Raw genomic sequence first — 21373 nt, forward strand, 5'->3', positions numbered from 1 at the left:
ACATTCGGTGCCGTGAATTATTTTTCGGAAGCCAGCCATTGCAGCAGCCGGAGCCGTTTGGCCGGAAAATCGAGCTGCTGGTCGGCGATCAACGCATCGACCTCGGCCGTCCGGCCGCACTGGCGCAGTTGCTGGATCATCACAAAATCCTCCCAGGCTTCCCGCATGTCCTCGCTCTGCAGCGATGCGACCGGTGCGGCGTTGCCGGGGAAATAAATCAGGTAATCCATCTCGGCGCCGTCGAAATCATCCCACGGATCGAAGCGCGGCGCGAAGATCGAATAAAAACCCCAGCCGTCGAGCCGTTTGGCGGCGGAGGTCCAGGCCAGGCGGCGGCCCGGGCAGGGATGGATGTAGGTGACGTTGAACCAGCGGTCCGGCTTGCGCCACAATTCGACCAGTTTTTCGTTGTCTTCCAGCCCTTCGATCGGGCAAGAGAGGTCGATGAGGTCGTACCAGTCCCGGTAGGCGGCAAGGACTTCGTCGGCCGGCGCGAAGCCGCGGTCGGTCCAGCAGCACGGGTCGCAATACAGCCGAACGGCCGGATTGTGGGCTTTGATGATCTTCACCAGCTCCCGCATCAGCGTGACGCCGGGAGTGGTGCCGGGTTCATCCCAGAGCTCGCCGTACCAGCGGTCGTAATCCAACCCGGCCTTTTGCATGCGTTCGACCACTTCATCGACATAATCGGTTACCTCCTGGCGCATTTCCGGCGTGACATCTTCGGCGGAAATCTGATTGGAATAACCGCCGTGCACCAGGCGGTCCGGAATGATCTGGATATGAATTTTGCTTTCCGGAAACCGGGCGGCCTGCTGCCACAGCGGCGATTCGGGCGCTTCCCAGTAGATGTTCCAGCCGGCTTCGCGGCGGAACGCGGCCTCCTGCCGGTGGTAATCCGCGTCGCGGACCGGAAAGAACGGCGCCGTGCTGGCGTTCCAGGTCAGGATTGCCTGTTTGGCGGGCCGTTCGAGCGTGGCGTCGACGACCTCGACGGCGACCGGCACGGTCGGCCCGTTGGCGATCGTCAGCGGAGCGGAATAACGGCCGGGCGCCGCCTGGTCGGTGGTGAGCTTGACGTAGATTAGAGCCGCCTGGGCCGGCTGCAGTTCGAGCGTCGGAAAATCGGCGATCTGGGAGCCGTTCAGCAGATAGCGTTCCAGCCAGGAGCGTTCCAGCAGCGACTGCCGGTCGAACAGCGGCCGGAAGACATTGCTGTTCCGGCGGGTGTTCATAATGCCGCCGACCAGCAGTTCCCCGGTGACGCCGGCCGCTTTCCGGCCGTCGGCCGCCATGAATTCGCCGAGGGAAATTTCCGGGCGGCTGACCTGCCGGCCGGATGGGTTGACGACGTAAAAGGCCAGGTATTCGGATTCATTGCGCGCCAGTTGCAGCGGCGTTGCGGCGGCGACCGGTTGTTTCAGCACCTGGCTGGCGGCCGGGGCCGGATTGTTCGGTTCGCCCGGCACCAGTACCGCCGGCGCTTCCGCCAAATCGCCGAGCGCCTCCTGCCAGTTGAGGAAATCCGCCGCGGTGGTGATGCTGGCGGCAATGCCGGGAAACAGTTGATATTGGACGTCGGCGTCCGCCTGTTCGTCGTGCGCCTTGATCCAGGCGAAATGCGCCGGCGCCAGCGCGAAATAACCCGCATCGGAATAAGGCCAGGAGGTCAGGGTTTCCGTCTCGGCGGCTATGCCGCCGGTGCGCCGGGTTCGTTCCAACGCCAGCCGCCAGGCCTGTCGGCCGTCGCGTTCCGGGCCGACAAAATCGACGGTGGAGAGCAGCATTTCCGCCGTCCAGCCCCAGGGATGCTGCTGTACTGCGCTTTGCGAGTCGAGCGGTTTTCCGCTGAAAGTCGGATCGATCATCCGGCTGGTGTCGTTGATCTTCTGGCCTTCGGAATTGACGGTCAATACCGCGAAACGCCCTTCGGAGACATCGGCGCGATTGAAGCAGACTTCGACCATGTCGTCCGGCCAGGCGGCAGAGGCGGCGGCAGGGTCCTTGATCCGCCGGCCGGCCATATCGGGCTCCCGGCAGATCCAGGCGACGTAGATGCCGCCCGGTACGTAGGCCAGATAGGCATCGGTCAGCGTATCGGGCTGATCCGGATGCTGGAGCGTGCACAACGATACTTGGCGCATTTGCTGCAGATCGTTTTCTGCCGGTTGTCCGTCGATGACGGGAACTTCGGGCAGGGCCGGCAGGGTGAAGGTTTCATACGAGACCGTCGACGTCTGCTGAGGAGCCGCCGTGCCGTCGCCCCAGATGGCGACCTCTTCCAGGATGAACCACCGTTGGGCGTGGAGCCGCAGCCGCAAAACCGTTCCTTCGGCCGGTTCGAGGGCGATGCGTTTCATCACGTCGGTCATCGCGCAGCTCCCTTCGGCGACTGTTTGGAACGTTGTGCCGTCGCCGACCTGAATTTGATAATGAACCGGCGTATCGCCTTCCCGATTGCCCACCGCCAGATCCACCTCCGAAAACCGGTAGGGCAGCGCGAAGCTCCAGTCGACGGTGGATGCTTCCGGAGCCGAGGACGGAGGAAGGATGACGCCGGCGGTCAGCGTTCCGTCGTTCAGCGCGCGGTCGGCGGGAATGCGCCAATCGGGAATTTGAGGGTCTCCTTTGGCGGTAATCCGATAGGAAACATTGGTGGCGATGGCGTAATCGGCAACTTGCCGGCTGTTTTCACTGAGCAGCAGTCCGGGCAGTCCGGCGGTGTTGTCGGCGGTTCCGTCGGCCCAGATCAAGTCGCGGGCCTGCGCGGCGGCGGTCAGCAGCGTCGCGCCGGCGAGCGCTGCGGTGGCGATCCAATGCTTCATGGCAAATCCTCTGTTTTCATGGTTTGCGAAACGTTTCATTTATCATGGCCGTTTCACCGGTTATTATGTTCAAAAGAAAATAACGCAAAAAGTGAAACGTTTCATTTTTTGTTATTTCTAAGTATAGCAAAATAATCGTGAAAAGTCAACACTTTCGGAAATTTTTTGAGAATTTTTTCTGCCGGTGAGACGAAAAAAGCTGGCCGGTTGGCCGGAAGGAGCGGCCGGGGAAAGTCTGCGGGCCGGAAAAAGCCTGCAAAGGCTCCCTCCGGCCCATCCTGGAATTTGTCCGGCGCGATCTATTCCGGCCGGCCGGCCAGCCGGACCACCACGATCCGGTCGACCCAGATATTTCCCTGCCAGCCGGCGGTCATTGGCGCGACATAAGCCTCCCGCCGGACGCCGGGGGCAAAGCCGTCGAGTTTGAACCAGCGGTAACGGTCGCTCGGCAGTTCGTCGAATTTCAACTCCACAGCGGTGTTGACATCGTTGTCCAAATCATGTACGCCGATGACCGCCGCCGGCGCCTCCGCGACCTTGTTTCCATCGGCGCGGAGGCTGAAGTACACCTCAAACGTATCCGTTGACGTTGCCGGCCCGGCCGCCAGAAATTCCGACAGCGGCAGCTGCATCAGCCGCCAGATTTGTTGGTTGGGCAGCCGGGCCGCCCGCCCGTAGGGTGAGGAAGCATCCGCTTCCACCGTCACCCAGTCGCCTTCCTTGAGCAGCGTGAAGTCGGCGGCGGAAAATTCATACCAGTCCGCATCCGCGATTCCGGTACAGAACTCCGGCACGTCGCCGGACCGGCGCAGGTATTTCGGCCCCGCCAGCAAGCCCGGCATCCGGCGGTATAAAACATCGATTTTATCCAGTTCGTTGAGGCGTTCCACCCGGTTGCGGGTATAAATTGCCTGCACTTCCGCCCATAACCGTTGGTTGGCGCGATAAGTTTCCCGGCCCAGTGCCGGGTTCCAGGCCGAGGATTGCGGTGCGCACAAATAGACCAGATCGAACGGCAGCCGGGCCCGCCGCAACCGTTCCTGAAAAATCGCCCGTTCCGCCGCCGGCAGCTTTTCCAGTTGCCGTTCCGCTGCGGCGAAGCGTTCCCGGATGGCGGCGATTTCGGCGAAAGGGAGCCAGTCGTTGACGTTGGCCCGGTAGCAGCCGAGCGGTTTGCCGGCAGCCGCGAATACCGCCTTGCAGCGGTCGATCACTTCCAGCAGGATTTCGCCGGCGGCCGGCGAATAATAACCGTTCAGGAATTCTTTCATCAACGCTCTCTCATCCGACGACGGGTCCCACAGAAGATGGGCGATCACCCAGGCTTTGAGTTGGATGAAGTCGCCGCAGTTTTCGCTGCCGAAGTCGCCCTGCGAAAAAACGAAAACCACATTATTGGCCGCGTACAGCCGGAGATTGTCGCCGAACGTTCCGTAATTCGGATGCGGAATCAGGTAATTGCTAAAGTTGGCGATGTAGTCCCAGATGGCGATTTTGCCGGCGATCTGCCGCCAATCGTTCAAATCGCCGGCGAAGGCCGAATTGGCCGCATCGGTATACGGCCGGGAAAAGTCGTTGAGATACGGACAGAGCCGCACCAGCACATTGTCATGCACCTTCATCTTCAACGGCGCGGCCTGGGAGTAACAGTAAGCCAGCGTTTCGATCAGAACATCCGGGTATTTTTCGCCGACGGCTTCCGCCACGGCGTTGACTGCGGCGATGATCGGCGCCGCCGGCGAACCGCCGGCCGCTTCCATCGCTTGGCATTGATCACACTCGCAACGCAGCCAGCCGTCCATCTGGCTGACCGAGATGATCGGCGCGCCGGGTTGCCGGTCCAGCCATTCGAGCACATTGCGGCTCAATTCCCGGATCATCGCCTGGTTGGACCAGCACACCTGGGCCGGCACGCCCCGGTCGTCCAGCACATACCACTCCGGATGCGCTTCGAAATACCGCTCCGGCGGCAGCAGAAAGGTAATGGTGTGGACGTAACCTGGTTCGGCGATTCGCACGTGACCGCCTCGATTTTCCGGGATGGGTTGGAAATGTCCGTTGCATTTCAGCTTTACCGCAAATTCCGGATTGGTGTTGATCTGGCTGTAATGCGATTCCCGGCTGAAAAATGGCGGCGCGTAACGATAAGTCAAATCATCCGGCAATGACAGTGTCGCTTTTTCCGGCACCCATTCCTCGGTCGGACTCCACCAGCGTACTCCCCAGAATTTTTCCAGCAGAGTGTAAACCGCATACAGCGTGCCGCGCGGCCGGTTGCCGGACAGCACCACGTTGTCGCCGTCGACTCGGATGATGACGCTGTCGGCTTTCCCCCGCCATTGATCATCCTCCGCTGTTCCGGATAACAACTGCCGCCATTCCGGAGCATCGCCGACCAGAATATTGCCGCCTGCCGGCTGCGGAGTGTTGAGCACCGGCAACTCTTCCCCGGTCATTAAACTGATATATTTACGCAATTCTTGGGCAGCCGTCTGTTCCGGCAGTGGTGCATCGGCCGCCACGACGATGACGGCCTGACTGTGCCCGTTGTCCACGAGTTCGATCGCCGCTGCTTCGTTGGCCGGGATAAGCGCCAGCAGGCAGAATCCGTACCGCCGGAAATTTTTCCATCGCATCATATCAAGTTTCTCCGTGAAAAGCGGCCGGCGCCGCCATGGAGCGGCGCCGGCGAGGGTTGATTGATCAATCGAGCCAGCTCGGCCACCACAAGTTTCCGGTGTGGTCGTTGTAAGGAGACCAGTAAATGCCGCCCTGAAAATCGGCTTCGATCAACGGCACCGCTTCGACATGGCTGTCGAGCATCACGGCATTGGCGTGGTTGCCGTGCCGGGTGTGGATCTGATAGAAGCCCAGCTCATGGCTGGGATAAGAATAGTCGCCCCAGTTCATAAAATAAGAGGGGGCCCAGGTGCCGGTGGCGTCCAGGACGATCTGGGTTGGAACGGTGTCGGCCGCATACATCAATTTGCTGGAGCTGAAGCGGTCGAAATCCGACCGTTTGTGCGGCGTATAGTAGACATCCGTCCAGGAATTCACCCCGAAGCTGTTCAGATAGACGCCGTAACTGTAGTTCGCTTTATCCTTCAACAAGTTCTCTTCGCTGACGATACCCTGCGGCGAGGAGGGGCACTCGAAACTCCAGCCGGAAAAACCGTAATTGTCGATCAATTCCCAGCCCCAGACGCGGGAACCTTCGCCGCCCCACGGATTGATGCCTTTGAATTCGGCCGGCATACACCAGTCGTCATTGTCATTTTGATAAAATGCATGTCCAAGGCCGAGTTGTTTCAAATTGCTGACGCATTTGATATTTTGCGCGGCGGCCTTGGCTTTGGTCAGGGCCGGCAGCAGCATGCTGGCGAGTATCGCGATGATGGCGATCACTACGAGCAGTTCAATCAGGGTGAAATCTCTTGGCGCCCGACGACATTTTTTCGAGGTTTTTCTCATTCTTTCTCTCCAGAAATTTAGGGAAGTTCATTTTGCCAAAACCGATTGAACAGTTCATCCTGTCCAGCTCGATCAAAAATATCTATTTTTAAGAATATTATAGCAAAATTTCTATTGAAAAAGAATATGGAAAATGAGCGAAAAGATGAGTATTCCGCGCAAAAGAAGGAATTTTACGATATCTTGATCCGGAAAACGCCGGCCAAGTTCAGCCAATCCGCTGACGCGGAGGAACAATTGGCCACAAAGGACGCGGGACATTGCCGCCGGAATCGCCCGGCGGCAATGCGTTAACCGCAAGCGGAACCGTCTCAAAATTGGAGGTTGAAGTACTCGCAGTAGCGTTCGTAAAGTTTGCCGGCCTGCAGGTAGCAGGAATTCGGACTCATGAAATGCGAAAATTCAAAAGTAATCGCTTTGTCCAGTCCGGCTTCCTGGGCCGCCTTGAGTTTGAGCAGCATTTTTTCCCACTTGATCGGCAGGAATTTGATCGGCATATCGCGGTCGAATGATTCGCAGTTGGTCCAGCAGCTCATGCCGTATTTGTCGGCCAGCTTTTTGTTGATCCGCATATAGTCGGCCAGTTCGTCGTATTCGCAGTGGCCGTCCTGAAAGGCGATGATGTTGACGGAATTTTTGATGGCGTCGAGAATTTCGTTCCACTCCTGTTCGTGCCGGTTGAGGCCGATACCCTCTTTCTTGCCGAGCGTACTGTCGAAAGCGTACACGTTTTTGACGCCGTCGATATACGGGGAGATCATCGTCGGCAGGTTGTTCGACAGATCCTTGCAGAATTTGCCCATACTGGCGTAGATGTCGATGATGCCGTGCGCCTTGCGGCTGACTTCCTGGTTGAGGTACCAGCCCTGAAAGGAGCGGTGATGGCCATACCGCTGCCAGACTTCCTCGGCAACGGCTTTGTTGAGGTCGATTTCCGCCTGGAATTCGCCGTTGCACCAGTATTTGCCGGAATCGTAGGTGCCGAAGAAGAATTTCATCTGGTATTTGTCGGCCAGCGTCAGGAACAGCTCCAGCAGATCCAGCGGCGGCACGTAACAATTTTCACGTTCCTGCAGAACCCGGGAGGGATAGGTCATGAAACGCTTGTGGCCGCAGCGGATCAAAATCACCGTATCGATGCCGATTGCTTTCATCGACGCAAAGTCTTTGTCCCAATCTTTCTCGCCCCAGTTTTGATGGGGAATGTCGTGAGAGATTTCGTCGAGAAAAGTGCCGGTGATTAACATCTTTAATGCTCCTTGCAGGTTATGTTTGATTTAATCCGATAAATCTACACTTATTCAGTGATTTTTCAAACGGCGGTTCGCCGTTGCCGAATAAAAGAAACCACTTTTTGAGCCGGAAGGTTTGCATTTCAGGCTGCCATGCGGCAATTTAAAGACGGGAACAAGTGTATCGAAATTGTGGAGAATGCGATATTTGAAAATCGGAACATGGCGGCAGCGGCCGTGGCTGTGGGCGGCGGCGGCCGGAACGGTGCTGTTCGGCGTCTGGCTCTATGACCAGAACAATACCATTGAGGTGACGGAGTATGCGGTTGGTTCGCCCCGGGTGCCGGCGGGGTTCGAGGCGTTCCGCATCGTGCAGTTGTCGGATTTGCACAACGCTTCTTTCGGCCCGGACAACCGGCGTTTGCTGGAAAAGGTGGCGGCGGCCCGGCCGGACCTGATCGTGCTGACCGGTGATATGAGCTCCTGGAACTCCCGCGATACGGCGCTGTTGGAAAATCTGTACCGGGAACTGGCGGGAATGGCGCCGACTTATTGCATTTTGGGCAACCATGAGGTAAAGTACGGTGAGTTGGAGGAGCTGCAGCAGCTGGCGGCGCGGACTGGAACGCATCTGCTGCGCAATGAACTGGTGGAAATCGAACGGCATGGCGACCGGATGGTGCTGCTGGGGCTGGACGATGTGCTGGAAATGAAGCCGGAAATGACGGCGGCGCTGGAGCGGTTGGCCCAGACGCCGCCGGAACAAATGCGGGTGGTGCTGACCCACCGGCCGCATACGGTCTACGACGACGAAGAGGGCCGGACCTTCAAGCTGGTGGATTACGGATTCGACCTGGCGTTGGCCGGGCACATGCACGGCGGACAGTGGCGGATTCCGTATTGGCGCGGCTTTCTGGTGCCGCGATACGGCTTCTTTCCGAAGTATACCGGCGGCGTCCATGCGTTTGACGACGGCTGGCTGGTAATTTCCCGGGGATTGGGCAACGGGCTGGTGCCGCAGCGGTTGTTCAACCGGCCGGAAGTGGTAGTGGTTACGCTGCATCATGAAGCGGAAAAATAGTGAACTTTTAACCGAAACCGAAAAGGAATCAGATTATGTTATTGATCGCTCATCGCGGAGAGTCGGAAGCCGTTCCTGAAAACACCATTGAATCGTTTGTGCTGGCCTGGACGCGCGGCGCGGCCGGGATTGAAGGGGATTTTCACCTGACCAAGGACAAGCGGCTGGTCTGCATGCACGACGACAACGCGCTGCGTACCTGCGGCGTGAACCGCCGCATCGCCGACATGACGCTGGATGAAATCTGCGAACTGGATTGCGGCCAGTGGAAGTCGCCGGCCTGGGCCCACACCGAGGTGCCGACCTTGGAGGAGGTGCTGGAAACCATTCCGGAGGACGGCCGGATCTATATTGAATTGAAGACGATCGGTTCCGAGGTGGTCGACGAGTTGCGCCGGGTGGTCGAAGAGTCCGGCCTGCGCGAAGAGCAGTTGGTCATCATTGCCTTCGACCGGGAGGTGGTCAAGGCGAGCAAGGCGGCTTTCGGCGGCCTGAAGGTTTACTGGCTGACCTGCCTGGACGAAGGCTTGACGCCGGAAAAAATGGTGGCGACGGTCAAGGAACTCGGTGCCGACGGCGTCGATTGCCATGCCACCGACAAGCTGACGGCGGAATATGTCGAGGCGATGCACCGGGCCGGATTGGAGTTTCACGTCTGGACGGTGGACGATTGCGAGCAGGCCAGACGGCTGATCGAGTTCGGCGTCGATTCGATCACCACCAACCGGCCGTATGCGCTGTGGTGCGAATTGAACGGATAGTCGGAGAGCCGCCGCCTGGCAATTGGCCGGCCGGCGGCGGGGGTTTTTTCTGATGAACAGTAGTTTCTGCAATCCGGGGAGGTTTGGCGCTCGAAAGGGTGCCGGCTTCAAGCTCAAGCTGGCGGCCGCCGGGCTGGCGCTGTGGTGCGGATCGGCGGGGTTGGCCGGGGCGGAAACGTTCCGACCGATTCCGGAACCGGCCGGAACGGCGATCCAGGCGCGCGGCGAAGATTGGACTGGCGATCTGATTGCCGTCCAGACCTGGGGGCAGCCGGAATACAATCTGGTCACCAAAGCCGGGCAATGGCTGCCGCTGCTGCGCGACGGCTTGAAGGTCAACGCTGTCTGTTTCCGGCCGCCGGCGGTCTTCAACCACCACCGCCGCGGCATGAGTCCGCCGGGCCACCAGCATACGCCGCCGGAAGAGTATTTCAACAGCGAGGAGGCGTTTGCGGCGGCGCACCGTTTGTACCGGGCCTCCGGCATCCGGCTGATTCTCTATACCGGGCTGGTGAATCTCGGCCATGCGCCGCAATGGGACGACGGAACGTTGCAGCGGGAGCATCCGGACTGGCTGCAGCGCGGCGCCGACGGCGGCACGGTGTCGCATTTCGGCAACCTCTGGCTCTGTCCGAACAGCGGCGCGCTGGATTATGTGATCGATTATTCGCGCCGGTTGTTGGAGCGGTATCGCCCGGATGCGCTGATGTTCGACAACAATTTCTATCACAATGCCAACAGTGGCGAAGCGGCGGAGCGAACCTGCTACTGCGTGAATTGCGAGGCGAAATTTGCCGCCTATGTCGCCGAACGTTTTGCCGGCCGGACCGAGGAGCTGTTTCAATTGAAGCCGGCGGAGATCCGTATTCCGCGCCGGGAAGGGCTGTTGTGGAATGTTTGGCTGGACTGGCGCAACCGCTCGTGGGCGGACGCGATGCGCCGTATCCGGCGGGAATTGCCGTGCGTCGTGTTTGCGAATACCGAATTCATGTGGGATGACTGGACGCTGGGCGTCGACCGGGTGTTTGCCGAAGAGGACGCGGTATTTTCCGAAACCGACAATTTGGCTACGCTGTCGGAAAAATTGGCGGTCGGCAACTCGTTTGCGCCGGACCGTCCGGTATTCAATTACCTGATCGCCTTTGAAACCGAGAAAGAGGCGTTCTGGAATTTGCGCCCGGAGGCGGAAATCGCCAATTTGATCGGTTATGTGCTGGCTTACAAGAACAACCCGTGGCTGATGTTCCACGGCTGGGATCCGGAGCTGGGGTATCCGGAACCGGTCGGCGATGCCAACGCCGCCGGGCAGGCGCTGATCAAGCGTTTTTTTCAATTCCGGCATGACAGAGGAGAATGGTTTCGGGAGATGCAGCCGGCATCGGATGCCGGTATCGTTTACGCCAGCCGCAACCGGTTGTACGGCGAGCAGCGGCAGGATACCGCCGCCTTGCGCTATCTGTTGCGGCAGGGCTATCCGGTGCGGGTGATCTACGATTTGAATCTGGCGGACGGAACCGGATTGGAACGGCTCAATGTCCTGGTGGCCGACCATTTGCGTTTCCTCAGCGATGAGGAGGCGGCGCAGTTGGCGGCGTTCCTGCGGCGCGGCGGGACGATCCTGGCCACCGCCGACTTGGGGGAATGCGATCAGTTCGGCCGCATCCGGCCGGTGCCGGCGGTGATGGCCGCGTTGCAGCGGCAGCCGGACGGGGAGGATCTGGCCGGCCGAATCGACGATTACCGTGTGCCGGCCGATTTGCCGGAATTGCTCGACGGGACGAGCGAATGGGGCTTGCCGGAGACGGCTGCCGCGGCATTTGAACTTGTCCCGTGGCAATTGCCGGACGGCCGCTGGCTGCTGCACGGCGTGCGGCGGCTGAATGGTTCGGACGGCGCGGCGGAGCTGCGGTTGCCGCGCCGGTTGGCCGGGCAGGCGCTGGCGGTGCGGCTGCATTCGCCGTTTGGGGCGGAGGCATTGGAATTGCCGCTCGAAGACGGTGTGGTGAAGTTGCCGCAAGTGCTTTACTATTTTGTTCTGGAAGTGTGCCCGGCAGAGGCGGCAACCCGTTAGGAAGGAGTGGGACGAAGTGGAAAAGGCGGTATTGTTGGTGGTCGATGTGCAAAACGGTCTGGTGGAAAATAATCCGTACAACCGGAACGCTTTTCTGTCCAATGTCCGGAATTTGATCGCCGCCGGCCGGCGGCGGGGCACTGAAGTGGTGTATGTCCGGCATGACGGCAGCGGCAGAGGGATGCTGTGCTGCGGCAGCCGGGAGTGGGAAATCGTTCCGGAAGTGGCGCCCCTGGCCGGTGAGAAAATTTTCGACAAGTGCTTTTGCAGCGCATTTGGCGGAACCGGCTTGAAAGAGTATTTGGACGGCAAAGGGATCGGGACGATCATTCTGGTGGGCATGCAGACGGAATACTGCATCGACACGACCTGCAAGGTGGCGTTTGAATACGGTTATAAAGTGATTATTCCGCAGGGCGCGACGACGACCTTCGACAATCCGCCGATTGCGGCGGCCGCTTTGTGCGAATTTTATGAAAATAAAGTGTGGGGCGGCGGTTTTGCCGAGGTATTGCCGGCGGAACGGGTGTTGAACCGACATGATTTTCCGAGTGCGCGATAAAGGCTGGCGCTCCAGGACGGGCCTGGCCCGGTCCGACGGCGGAATGCTGCCGGACCAATCCAACAGGTGAAACCGGCCTCCGGGTTGGGGCTGGCGATCGACCGGAACAAGGCTGTATTCTTTAGGCTGAAAAGCGATACGGTGACGGCGGGTCCGGTATTTTTTTTGCAAAAAATTCTGGCGTTTTTATTTTTTTATGACATAGTAATCCCATGGAGTAGAGAAAATTGGCCCGGGAATGGAAGGAAAAACCGGGCGGGGAGGAGAATCTATGTTTTTCGGAATTCTTTCCGGCGTCGGCGCGGCTTTGTTTCAAGGCGGCGGCTATATCCTGTCGCGGCGATATGTCCGCCGCACTGGCGACGCCTGGTCGCTGCTGATTTACACCCAGGTGATCATGGCGGTATTCAGTCTGCTGATCCTGCCGTTCGCCTGGCAGGAGGATTTCTGGCGTTCCTGGCGCTGGCTGCTGCCGTTGCTGGGTAGCGCCGGCGGTTCGGTCGGCGGGCAATTTTTCTTTTTCAAGGCCGAGAAGAAAATCGAAGCGTCCCGCCTGGCTTCGCTGATGGGATTGCGGGTGGTCTTGCTGGCGGTCGTGTCGGCGTCGGTCGGACTGGAGTCGTATGATGCCCGGCAGGTGTGCGGCATCGTGCTGGCGGCGCTGGCGGCGCTGGTGATGAATTACCAGAACGGCCGGCTGGTCTGGGACGGCATGCATTTTCTCGGTTTGGCGCTGCTCTGCTACTGCGTGTCGGATTTGAGCGTCAAATACCTGGTCGACGGTCTGGCCGGCGGCAGTGTCTGGCAGAATGCACTGCTGGCGATGTGTCTGGTCAATTTCCTGCTGGGGTCGCTGGCGCTGCCGTTCGTGGCGGGGCGGCGCTGGAAGCGGGAGAAGGCGGTCGGAGCCTTGCCGTTTGCCGGCGCCTGGTCGGTCAAACAATTCTGCTTGTATACCTGCTACGCGCTGATCGGGCCGGTCTTCGGCAACGTCATCCTGACGGCGCGAGGACCTTTGACGATCGTTCTGACGTTGATATTGGTGCACTTTCAGGTCCGTTATCTGGGCGATCATGCCGATTGGCGAACCTGGCTGCGCCGCAGCGCGGCGACCTTGATGATGATCGTGGCGATCGTGTTGTATTCCTGGAGTGTATCGTCCGGCCCGGCCGGTTTGTAACAGCAACAGTCATAATTATGGAACGAGGTGTGAAAATGAGTACGAGATGTCAGGAAAATTTATTGAAAACGGCGGAAATGCTGGCGACGAAATGTCTGGCCGAAAACCGTTATCCGAAGGATGTCGCCGGCGAATGGCTGGTGGTGTATCCGCTGGTGTCGCCATGCTATACGCTGTCGGAGCTGGTTGACGCCATCGACGCGGTGATGACGGAGAATGCCTGCGACGATTGAATCGCGGGCAGCCGCCTTGTTCCGTCCGGTTCCGCCGGAAGCGGATTGCCGGCCGGACCGTTTGGTTGGGACGATTGTCCTGACCGGCGGAGGCTGTCCGCGGCGGCGGAAACGGAGCGCATTCGGGATGAAGGAGGGCTGCCGGTTGATTTATAGCTAATTTCTTACCGTTTCGGTAGTTTTTCTGCCAATTTTCCGGTCTGGAAAATGGCAGAATTTTTTTCATGATTTTTTTCCATTTTTCGATTTGTTTTGAGCAGACTTTGACAGTATATTCATTAGGTGAATAACTCCTCCATCTTTAATGTGCAAGGTTAGTCAATGCTTAATAATCGTACTTTTCTGTTTTGCGGTCTTCTCGCTGCCATGCTTGCCGGTTGTAAATCTCAGGAGGATTTCGTCAACGAGCGGGCAGAGTTTGCGATCTCTTACTTCGATAAAATTGATAAAATGGTGCCGGATGCCGGCAGAGTTTATACATTGCCGGAGTGTATTGCGGCGGCGCTGGAATCCAATCTGGATTTGAAGGTCAACCAGATCAACGAACAGGTGGCCAAGGAGCGCAAGACTGCCGAGGCGCTCGGCATGCTGCCGGACCTTTATATTTCCAACGGCACGACCTATCGCGACAACCAGCCGGGATCGACCAGCATCAATGTGAGAACCGACGAACAGTCGCTGGCGGCGAGCCGCAGCTCGGAGAAGTTCGAAAACAGCCTGCGGCTTGAGATGGCGCTCAGTCTGCTGGACTTCGGGTTGGCCTATGTCAATTTTGCCCAGGCCCAGGACCGTGAGCTCCTGGCGCAGTATCAGACCCGGCGCGCCGCCCAGAATCTGGCGCTGGAAGTGGCGCAGACCTATTATAAAGTGGCGGTGGCGCAGCAGGCGATCGAGGATACCGAAGCGTTGCTGGAGCGCTGCCGCAATGTCCAGGCCGAATTGGAGAAGCTCGGGTTGGACAAGAAGATTTCGCCGTTCCGGATGTTCGACGAAAGCCAGCGGTTCATTCAACTGGAAAAGCGGCTGGTTGCCTATCAGCGCAGTTATGAAAATTCCTGTACCGAATTGCGGGCGCTGATGGGATACAAGCCGACGGCGGTGATCCGGGTGGATGCCGGCAATCTCGACAACATCAATCCGGTGCAGTTGCCGGCGATCGCCGAGCTGGAAAAATTGGCGCTCTATCAGCGGCCGGAACTGTATCAACTGGACATCAATACGAATATCACCGTCAACGAAGGCCGCAAAGCGTTGCTGATGATGCTGCCGAACGTCCGGATGTTCGTGGATTTCAACAATTCCAGCAATCCGCTGCTGTACAACCAGTCCTGGTGGGAGATCGGCGTGCGCGCCGCCTACAATTTGCTGAAACTGCCGCAGCAGATGAAGCGTTATCAGGCGATCGGCCAGGAAGAGGAGATGCTGAAGGCGCAGTTGCTGGCGCTGTCGGTCGGCGTGTTGTCGCAGGTGCGCATCGCGGTGACCAACGTCGGCGAGGCGGAAAATCGTTATCGGATCAACAAGCGGGTTTACGACTCCTACAGTCGTTATCGGGAGGCGGCGATCCAGGCGCACACGTTGACCGGCAGTCTGTCGCAGCTGGAGCTGGACCGGGTGGAGCTGGAGACGGCGGAAGCCAAGATCGACTGTCTGATTGAGCTGGGCAACTATTATGTCTCCTATTACCGGCTGTTGAACATGGTCGGCATGTCGGAATTGTCCAACGAAACCTTGCAGCAGATGAACGATCGGTTGCAGGAAGCCATGCGGCGGATGGAGGACAAAACTGCCGGTGAAGCGTCGGCTTCGCCGGCGCCGGCGCTGGCGGCGGCGATTCCGACGGAACCGGACGCCGAGGAACCGGCGCCGAAAACGGAATCGGCGGACCGGAGCATCGTCTGCGGCAAGGTGATGCGGCTGAAAGAGCCGCTGGACAATTGTCGTTATGTGCTCGCTTCCAGTTTCGCCGAAAAACTGCGGGTGCTCTGTGTGCTGCGGGGCGAAGAGGCGGCGTTTGCCGACGCGCTCGGCGAACAGTTGCTGGTGGAAGGCGAATTGGCGGAGGATCCGAAATTCAAAGTGCCGGTGATGACGGCGATGCAGTGGAAAGCACTGCCGGCTGACAATGTGGTCCGGCGGCAGGAATACCGGCCGGATCCGAACCGGCAGGAAGCGATTGCCGGCAAATTGATCCGGTTGCGCGACAATCGGCTGAATTTGAAATACGCGTTGGCGGAGGAGCAGCCGGAGGGACGCCGGATTGTCGGTTACCTGGCCAACACCGCCGACGATTGCGGGGATTATCTGGGGAAAGAGGTGGAGATTCGTGGTGCGGCCCGGTTGATCGAGGATTGGGGAGTTCCGATTGTCGGGATGGAAGCGATGAAGGTGCGGAATTGAAACCCGGAATGGATCCGGATGCGTAAGGATCGGTGGCGGTATGTCTTTTGAATTGGAGAAAAGGATTTTGTTCGACGGAGCCGGCTTTGCCGAAGTGGCGGCAGCCGCGGAGGCGGTCGAAGCGGTGGATCATGATCACGATGCCGGTGTTCCGGCCGATGGCCGGGACGCGGTCGAACAGTTGCTGGATGCCGACCTCGGCGGCCTGCTGCCGGCGGACCAGGCGGCAGGTTCGGTTTCGGGCGGGACCGATGTGGTGTTTATTGCCGGATCGCTGCCGGATAGCGAATTGATCGGCCAGGTGGCTGCGGAACGCGGCGAAGTGGTCATTCTGCAGTCCGGAGCGGACCCGTTTCAGCAGATGGCCGATTATCTGGCCGGCCGCTCCGATGTGGCGGCGATCCATATCATCAGTCACGGCGAAGCCGGCAAGCTGGTGATCAACGGCATTTCCATCGATGCCGATTATCTGGAAAGCCATCGCGGGGCGGTCGGGGCGCTCGGCGAAGCGATGACGCCGGATGGGGATATTCTGCTCTATGGTTGTGATCTGGCCGATTCCGCCGCCGGGCGGGAGTTGATCGGGCAGCTCGCTTCGTTGACCGGCGCGGATGTGGCGGCGTCGGAGGACGCCACCGGCTACGGCGGCGACTGGGATCTGGAATATCAGTTCGGCTTGATCGAGACTGAGGCGATTCAAATCGACAATTACGATTACCTGCTCAGCAGCGCCGGAGAGACGATCTATGTCAAAGTGGACGGCAGCGACGCCTGGCTGGGGCGCGGCAATGTTTATACCGATTTGCAGACGGCGCTGCAGGCGGCCGGGGACGGCGATCAGATCTGGGTGGCTTCCGGCCGTTATGTGCCGACCCGGGAGATGGTGGACGGCGATCCCCGCAGCGTCTCTTTCGTGATCGGCGACGGTGTGGAGCTGTACGGCGGTTTCGCCGGGACGGAACATGCCGTCGGCGAACGGACCGATTTCGGTTTCGGCGGGCGCAACGAAACAGTCCTGAGCGGTGATGTGCTGAACAACGATAGTTGGTCGGTGGTCGGCGATAGCTTTGTCGATGACGCCGGCTCGGCGGCCGACAATGCTTACCATGTCGTTTTCGTCGGGGAGGATGTCAGTTGCACGATCGACGGTTTTACGATCACCCGCGGGGTGGCGGCCGACGTCGGTCGCGACGCCAATGGCGGTGGGGTTTACAACGCCGGGGAGGCGCTGATCCGCGACTGTTGTATTACGGTGAATTATGCCGCCAACGAAGGCGGCGGTATCTGGCTTGGCGGCGGCCGGCTGGAAAATTGCCGGGTGCTCGACAATGTCGCCGGCAATCAGGGCGGCGGCGTTTTCGCTTCCGATGCGAATGCCGTCATCACCGCCAGTGAAATTTCCGGCAACCGGACGATCGGCGCCGGCGGCGGCGGCGGCGGTGTTTTCATGGCCAACGGCAATCTGCGGGACAGTTGGCTGCATGACAACCACAGCAGCAGCGCCGGCGGCGGATTGTACATTTGCGCCGGAACGGCGGAGAATAGCAATGTGACTTACAACCACAGTCTGGACGGCGGCGGCATCTGGATTGCCGGCGGTGAAGTGGTTTCCTCCAGGGTGTTCGGCAATACCGCCCAGGTCAACGGCGGCGGTATTTACGCGATTGGCGGAGCGGTGACGCAGACGGAGTTGGTGAACAACAGCGCCGGCGGCATGGGCGGCGGCCTGTGGAGCCTGAACCTGGAACGCGGTGAAAATCTGCTGGTGGTCAACAATTATGCCGAACGCAGCGGCGGCGGCATGTACCTGCTGCTCGGTACGGTGGTCAACGCGACGCTGGTCAACAATCTGGCCGCTTACGGCAGCGGCGCTTACCTGGGCACCGGCGGGGTGCTTCACAATTCCATTTTGTGGGGCAACCGGGAGTCAGGCGGTGATAAAACGCAGTTGCGGCTGGCCGGCGGCAATATTTTGAATTCCGGAGTCGAAGGCGGTGTGGCGGTCGGCAGCGGTAATTACAAATTCAGCAGTGACAATTCCGGCAGCCGGCCCGGCGAACTCTATTTTAACTTCGTTTCAGCGACTTCGTTTGCCGGCAACGCGACGAGTCAAGCGCAACTGGCGGAGCTGGCTCGGGCCGACTGGCAACTGGCCCGCGGTTCCCATGCGGTCAACCGCGGCGACAACGGTATTGTCATCACTGAAAATATTGCCGAAGACCTGATCGGCCACGACCGTATTCACAACGCGGCCGGTGGCGGCATTGTCGATCTCGGCGCGTATGAATCGGTCTGGAAGGGCGTTCAGATTGCGCCGGTGATCGACGATATCATGTACGGCGATACTGCGCGGCTGCCGGACCGGAGCGAAGCCGGTTTGGAAATTGCCTATGAGAGCCGGGATACTTCAATCATCGTCATCGACGGCAAGGAATTGACCGGGGTAAAAGTCGGCGAAGCGGATATCGGCATTAAAATCGACGGCAATGACAACTGGGAGGCGTTGGACTATACGCAAACCGCGGTCAAGGTGACGCCGCGGCCGATTACCATCATCGCCGACGATCAGCGGAAAGTGTACGGCGAACTGGATCCGGAATTTACTTTTGCCTACGGCGCCGGCAGCCTGCAGTTGGTTTTTGGTGACAAAATTACTCTCGACCGCGGCGACAAGGGGGAAAACGTCGGTGTTTATGATATCGATCAATATCTGCTCGAAGACGGCAATGGCGGTAAAAATTATGCGGTGACGCTGGTAAAAGGAGAATTGACGATTACGAAGCGGTCGATCACGATCGTCGCGGACGATCAGCATAAAACTTACGGCGAATCGGACCCGAATTTCAGCTATCAGGTGGTTGGCGGTCTGGTCGGCAGCGACAGCGTGACGTTGAACCGCAGCGACAAGGGCGAGAATGTCGGCGAATACGCGATCGACGACTATGACTTGACCGGCGCCGAGAATTACGATGTGACTTTCGTGGAAGGGACGTTGACGATCACGAAGCGGTCGATCACGATTGTTGCGGACGACCAGCATAAAACTTACGGCGAATCGGACCCGAATTTCAGCTGTCAGGTGGTCGGCGGTCTGGTTGGCAGCGACAGCGTGACGTTGAACCGCAGCGACAAGGGTGAGAATGTCGGTGAATACGCGATCGACGATTATGACTTGACCGGTGCCGAGAATTACGATGTGACTTTCGTGGAAGGGACGTTGACGATCACGAAGCGGTCGATCACGATTGTTGCGGACGACCAGCATAAAACTTACGGCGAATCGGACCCGAATTTCAGCTGTCAGGTGGTCGGCGGTCTGGTTGGCAGCGACAGCGTGACGTTGAACCGCAGCGACAAGGGTGAGAATGTCGGTGAATACGCGATCGACGATTATGACTTGACCGGTGCCGAGAATTACGATGTGACTTTCGTGGAAGGGACGTTGACGATCACGAAGCGGTCGATCACGATTGTTGCGGACGACCAGCATAAAACTTACGGCGAATCGGACCCGAATTTCAGCTGTCAGGTGGTCGGCGGTCTGGTCGGCAGTGACAGCGTGACGTTGAACCGCAGCGACAAGGGTGAGAATGTCGGTGAATACGCGATCGACGATTATGACTTGACCGGCGCCGCGAATTACGATGTGACTTTCGTGGAAGGGACGTTGACGATCACGAAGCGGTCGATCACGATTGTCGCGGACGACCAGCATAAAACCTACGGCGAAGCAGACCCGAATTTCAGCTGTCAGGTGGTCGGCGGCCTGGTTGGCAGCGACAGCGTGACGTTGAACCGCAGCGACAAGGGTGAGAATGTCGGCGAATACGCGATCGACGATTATGACTTGACCGGCGCCGCGAATTACGATGTGACTTTCGTGGAAGGGACGTTGACGATCACGAAGCGGTCGATCACGATTGTCGCGGACGACCAGCATAAAACCTACGGCGAATCGGACCCGAATTTCAGCTATCAGGTGGTTGGCGGTCTGGTCGGCAGCGACAGCGTGACGTTGAACCGCAGCGACAGGGGTGAGAATGTCGGCGAATACGCGATCGACGATTATGACTTGACCGGCGCCGAGAATTACGATGTGACTTTCGTGGAAGGGACGTTGACGATCACGAAGCGGTCGGTCACGATTGTTGCGGACGACCAGCATAAAACCTACGGCGAATCGGACCCGAATTTCAGCTGTCAGGTGGTTGGCGGCCTGGTCGGCAGTGACAGCGTGACGTTGAACCGCAGCGACAAAGGCGAGAATGTCGGTGAATACGCGATCGACGATTATGACTTGACCGGCGCCGAGAATTACGATGTGACTTTCGTGGAAGGGACGTTGACGATCACGAAGCGGTCGGTCACGATTGTTGCGGACGACCAGCATAAAACCTACGGCGAATCGGACCCGAATTTCAGTTATCAGGTGGTCGGCGGCCTGGTTGGCAGCGACAGCGTGACATTGAACCGCAGCGACAAGGGCGAGAATGTCGGCGACTATGCGATCGACGACTATGACTTGACCGGCGCCGCGAATTACGATGTGACTTTCGTGGAAGGGACGTTGACGATCACGAAGCGGTCGATCACGATTGTTGCGGACGACCAGCATAAAACCTACGGCGAAGCAGACCCGAATTTCAGTTATCAGGTGGTCGGCGGTCTGGTCGGCAGCGACAGCGTGACGTTGAACCGCAGCGACAAGGGTGAGAATGTCGGCGACTATGCGATCGACGACTATGATTTGACCGGCGCCGCGAATTACGATGTGACTTTCGTGGAAGGGACGTTGACGATCACGAAGCGGTCGATCACGATTGTCGCGGACGACCAGCATAAAACTTACGGCGAAGCAGACCCGAATTTCAGTTATCAGGTGGTCGGTGGCCTGGTTGGCAGCGACAGCGTGACGTTGAACCGCAGCGACAAGGGCGAGAATGTCGGCGACTATGCGATCGACGACTATGACTTGACCGGCGCCGCGAATTACGATGTGACTTTCGTGGAAGGGACGTTGACGATCACGAAGCGGTCGATCACGATTGTCGCGGACGACCAGCATAAAACTTATGGCGAAGCAGACCCGAATTTCAGCTATCAGGTGGTTGGCGGCCTGGTTGGCAGTGACAGCGTGACGTTGAACCGCAGCGACAAGGGCGAGAATGTCGGCGAATATGCGATCGACGAGTACCGTTTGAGCGGGATGGATAATTATGACGTGACCTTTGTCGAGGGATCGTTGACCATTGTTGCCAGGCCGGTCGGTGATGGCGTCGCGCAATTCAATATCGACAAACAGCATCAGGAAATCGACCGCAGTTTTATGGAGTTGGAAGCGTTCACGCTGGAGCGCAGCCGGCTGGTTGCCGAATTGAATGCCGCGGTGAAACATCTGCCGCCGGAAGTGGAAGAATTGACGCCGCTGCCGGACGGAGAATATCTGCTCAGCGATTATGCGCCGTTGCGGCCGGTCCGCGAGGAGATCGAAATTCCGGATCTGCTGAAAACGCAGTTGGACCGGGATCTGGAATCGCTGTTGGTGATCTGAGGAGAA

At 58.7% G+C, this 21373-nt stretch carries 13 protein-coding genes; 9 read left to right on the forward strand and 4 right to left on the reverse strand.

Annotated features, from left to right (window positions below; all coding sequences use genetic code 11):
- Nucleotides 1–17: 17 nt before the first annotated feature.
- The 4 genes from HWX74_RS14610 to HWX74_RS14625 all read right to left on the reverse strand — a co-directional run bounded on the left by HWX74_RS14610 (nucleotide 18) and on the right by HWX74_RS14625 (nucleotide 7543).
- Nucleotides 18–2825 (reverse strand): hypothetical protein, encoded by a 2808-nt coding sequence (locus HWX74_RS14610; protein ID WP_176014236.1) that lies wholly within the window; start codon nucleotides 2823–2825, stop codon nucleotides 18–20.
- 299 nt (nucleotides 2826–3124) lie between these two features.
- On the reverse strand, nucleotides 3125–5464 hold the full coding sequence (locus HWX74_RS14615; RefSeq protein ID WP_176014237.1) for a DUF4838 domain-containing protein: 2340 nt from the start codon (nucleotides 5462–5464) through the stop codon (nucleotides 3125–3127).
- Between the two features lie 64 nt (nucleotides 5465–5528).
- Nucleotides 5529–6296: a type II secretion system protein gene (locus HWX74_RS14620; protein WP_176014238.1), complete on the reverse strand. Its 768-nt coding sequence runs from the start codon at nucleotides 6294–6296 to the stop codon at nucleotides 5529–5531.
- A 311-nt stretch (nucleotides 6297–6607) separates the two neighbouring features.
- Nucleotides 6608–7543 (reverse strand): DUF4434 domain-containing protein, encoded by a 936-nt coding sequence (locus HWX74_RS14625; RefSeq protein ID WP_176014239.1) that lies wholly within the window; start codon nucleotides 7541–7543, stop codon nucleotides 6608–6610.
- 193 nt (nucleotides 7544–7736) lie between these two features.
- Here HWX74_RS14625 and HWX74_RS14630 point away from each other — a divergent pair, with 193 nt between their 5' ends.
- The 9 genes from HWX74_RS14630 (at nucleotide 7737) to HWX74_RS14670 (ending at nucleotide 21367) form a co-directional block, all read left to right on the forward strand.
- The gene (locus HWX74_RS14630; RefSeq protein WP_176014240.1) at nucleotides 7737–8609 is read left to right on the forward strand and encodes a metallophosphoesterase; all 873 of its coding nucleotides are present in this window, start codon (nucleotides 7737–7739) and stop codon (nucleotides 8607–8609) included.
- A gap of 35 nt (nucleotides 8610–8644) precedes the next feature.
- Entirely contained in the window at nucleotides 8645–9370 is a 726-nt protein-coding gene (locus HWX74_RS14635; RefSeq protein ID WP_176014241.1) for a glycerophosphodiester phosphodiesterase, read from the forward strand.
- A gap of 52 nt (nucleotides 9371–9422) precedes the next feature.
- Nucleotides 9423–11441, forward strand: coding sequence for a beta-galactosidase (locus HWX74_RS14640; RefSeq protein ID WP_176014242.1), 2019 nt, complete (start codon nucleotides 9423–9425; stop codon nucleotides 11439–11441).
- 16 nt (nucleotides 11442–11457) lie between these two features.
- Nucleotides 11458–12003 (forward strand): cysteine hydrolase family protein, encoded by a 546-nt coding sequence (locus HWX74_RS14645; protein WP_176014243.1) that lies wholly within the window; start codon nucleotides 11458–11460, stop codon nucleotides 12001–12003.
- A 271-nt stretch (nucleotides 12004–12274) separates the two neighbouring features.
- On the forward strand, nucleotides 12275–13183 hold the full coding sequence (locus tag HWX74_RS14650) for a DMT family transporter (RefSeq protein WP_176014244.1): 909 nt from the start codon (nucleotides 12275–12277) through the stop codon (nucleotides 13181–13183).
- Nucleotides 13184–13218: 35 nt separating this feature from the next.
- Entirely contained in the window at nucleotides 13219–13416 is a 198-nt protein-coding gene (locus HWX74_RS14655) for a hypothetical protein (protein ID WP_176014245.1), read from the forward strand.
- Nucleotides 13400–13576, forward strand: coding sequence for a hypothetical protein (locus HWX74_RS14660; protein WP_176014246.1), 177 nt, complete (start codon nucleotides 13400–13402; stop codon nucleotides 13574–13576). Before HWX74_RS14655 ends, HWX74_RS14660 begins: the two co-directional genes overlap by 17 nt.
- A gap of 161 nt (nucleotides 13577–13737) precedes the next feature.
- Entirely contained in the window at nucleotides 13738–15816 is a 2079-nt protein-coding gene (locus HWX74_RS14665) for a TolC family protein (protein ID WP_176014247.1), read from the forward strand.
- 40 nt (nucleotides 15817–15856) lie between these two features.
- Entirely contained in the window at nucleotides 15857–21367 is a 5511-nt protein-coding gene (locus HWX74_RS14670) for an MBG domain-containing protein (RefSeq protein WP_176014248.1), read from the forward strand.
- The last annotated feature ends 6 nt before the right edge of the window (nucleotides 21368–21373 follow it).

It is taken from the genome of Victivallis sp. Marseille-Q1083, assembly GCF_903645315.1.
Lineage (GTDB): Bacteria > Verrucomicrobiota > Lentisphaeria > Victivallales > Victivallaceae > UMGS1518.

What these genes read in the sequence shown, in the direction of transcription:
- HWX74_RS14640 (WP_176014242.1), top strand. Translation starts at nt 9,423, where the DNA reads ATGAACAGTAGTTTCTGCAATCCGGGGAGGTTTGGCGCTCGAAAGGGT.
- HWX74_RS14650 (WP_176014244.1), top strand. Translation starts at nt 12,275, where the DNA reads ATGTTTTTCGGAATTCTTTCCGGCGTCGGCGCGGCTTTGTTTCAAGGC.
- HWX74_RS14670 (WP_176014248.1), top strand. Translation starts at nt 15,857, where the DNA reads ATGTCTTTTGAATTGGAGAAAAGGATTTTGTTCGACGGAGCCGGCTTT.
- HWX74_RS14610 (WP_176014236.1), bottom strand. Translation starts at nt 2,825, where the DNA reads ATGAAGCATTGGATCGCCACCGCAGCGCTCGCCGGCGCGACGCTGCTG.
- HWX74_RS14665 (WP_176014247.1), top strand. Translation starts at nt 13,738, where the DNA reads ATGCTTAATAATCGTACTTTTCTGTTTTGCGGTCTTCTCGCTGCCATG.
- HWX74_RS14615 (WP_176014237.1), bottom strand. Translation starts at nt 5,464, where the DNA reads ATGATGCGATGGAAAAATTTCCGGCGGTACGGATTCTGCCTGCTGGCG.
- HWX74_RS14660 (WP_176014246.1), top strand. Translation starts at nt 13,400, where the DNA reads ATGCCTGCGACGATTGAATCGCGGGCAGCCGCCTTGTTCCGTCCGGTT.
- HWX74_RS14625 (WP_176014239.1), bottom strand. Translation starts at nt 7,543, where the DNA reads ATGTTAATCACCGGCACTTTTCTCGACGAAATCTCTCACGACATTCCC.
- HWX74_RS14620 (WP_176014238.1), bottom strand. Translation starts at nt 6,296, where the DNA reads ATGAGAAAAACCTCGAAAAAATGTCGTCGGGCGCCAAGAGATTTCACC.
- HWX74_RS14635 (WP_176014241.1), top strand. Translation starts at nt 8,645, where the DNA reads ATGTTATTGATCGCTCATCGCGGAGAGTCGGAAGCCGTTCCTGAAAAC.
- HWX74_RS14655 (WP_176014245.1), top strand. Translation starts at nt 13,219, where the DNA reads ATGAGTACGAGATGTCAGGAAAATTTATTGAAAACGGCGGAAATGCTG.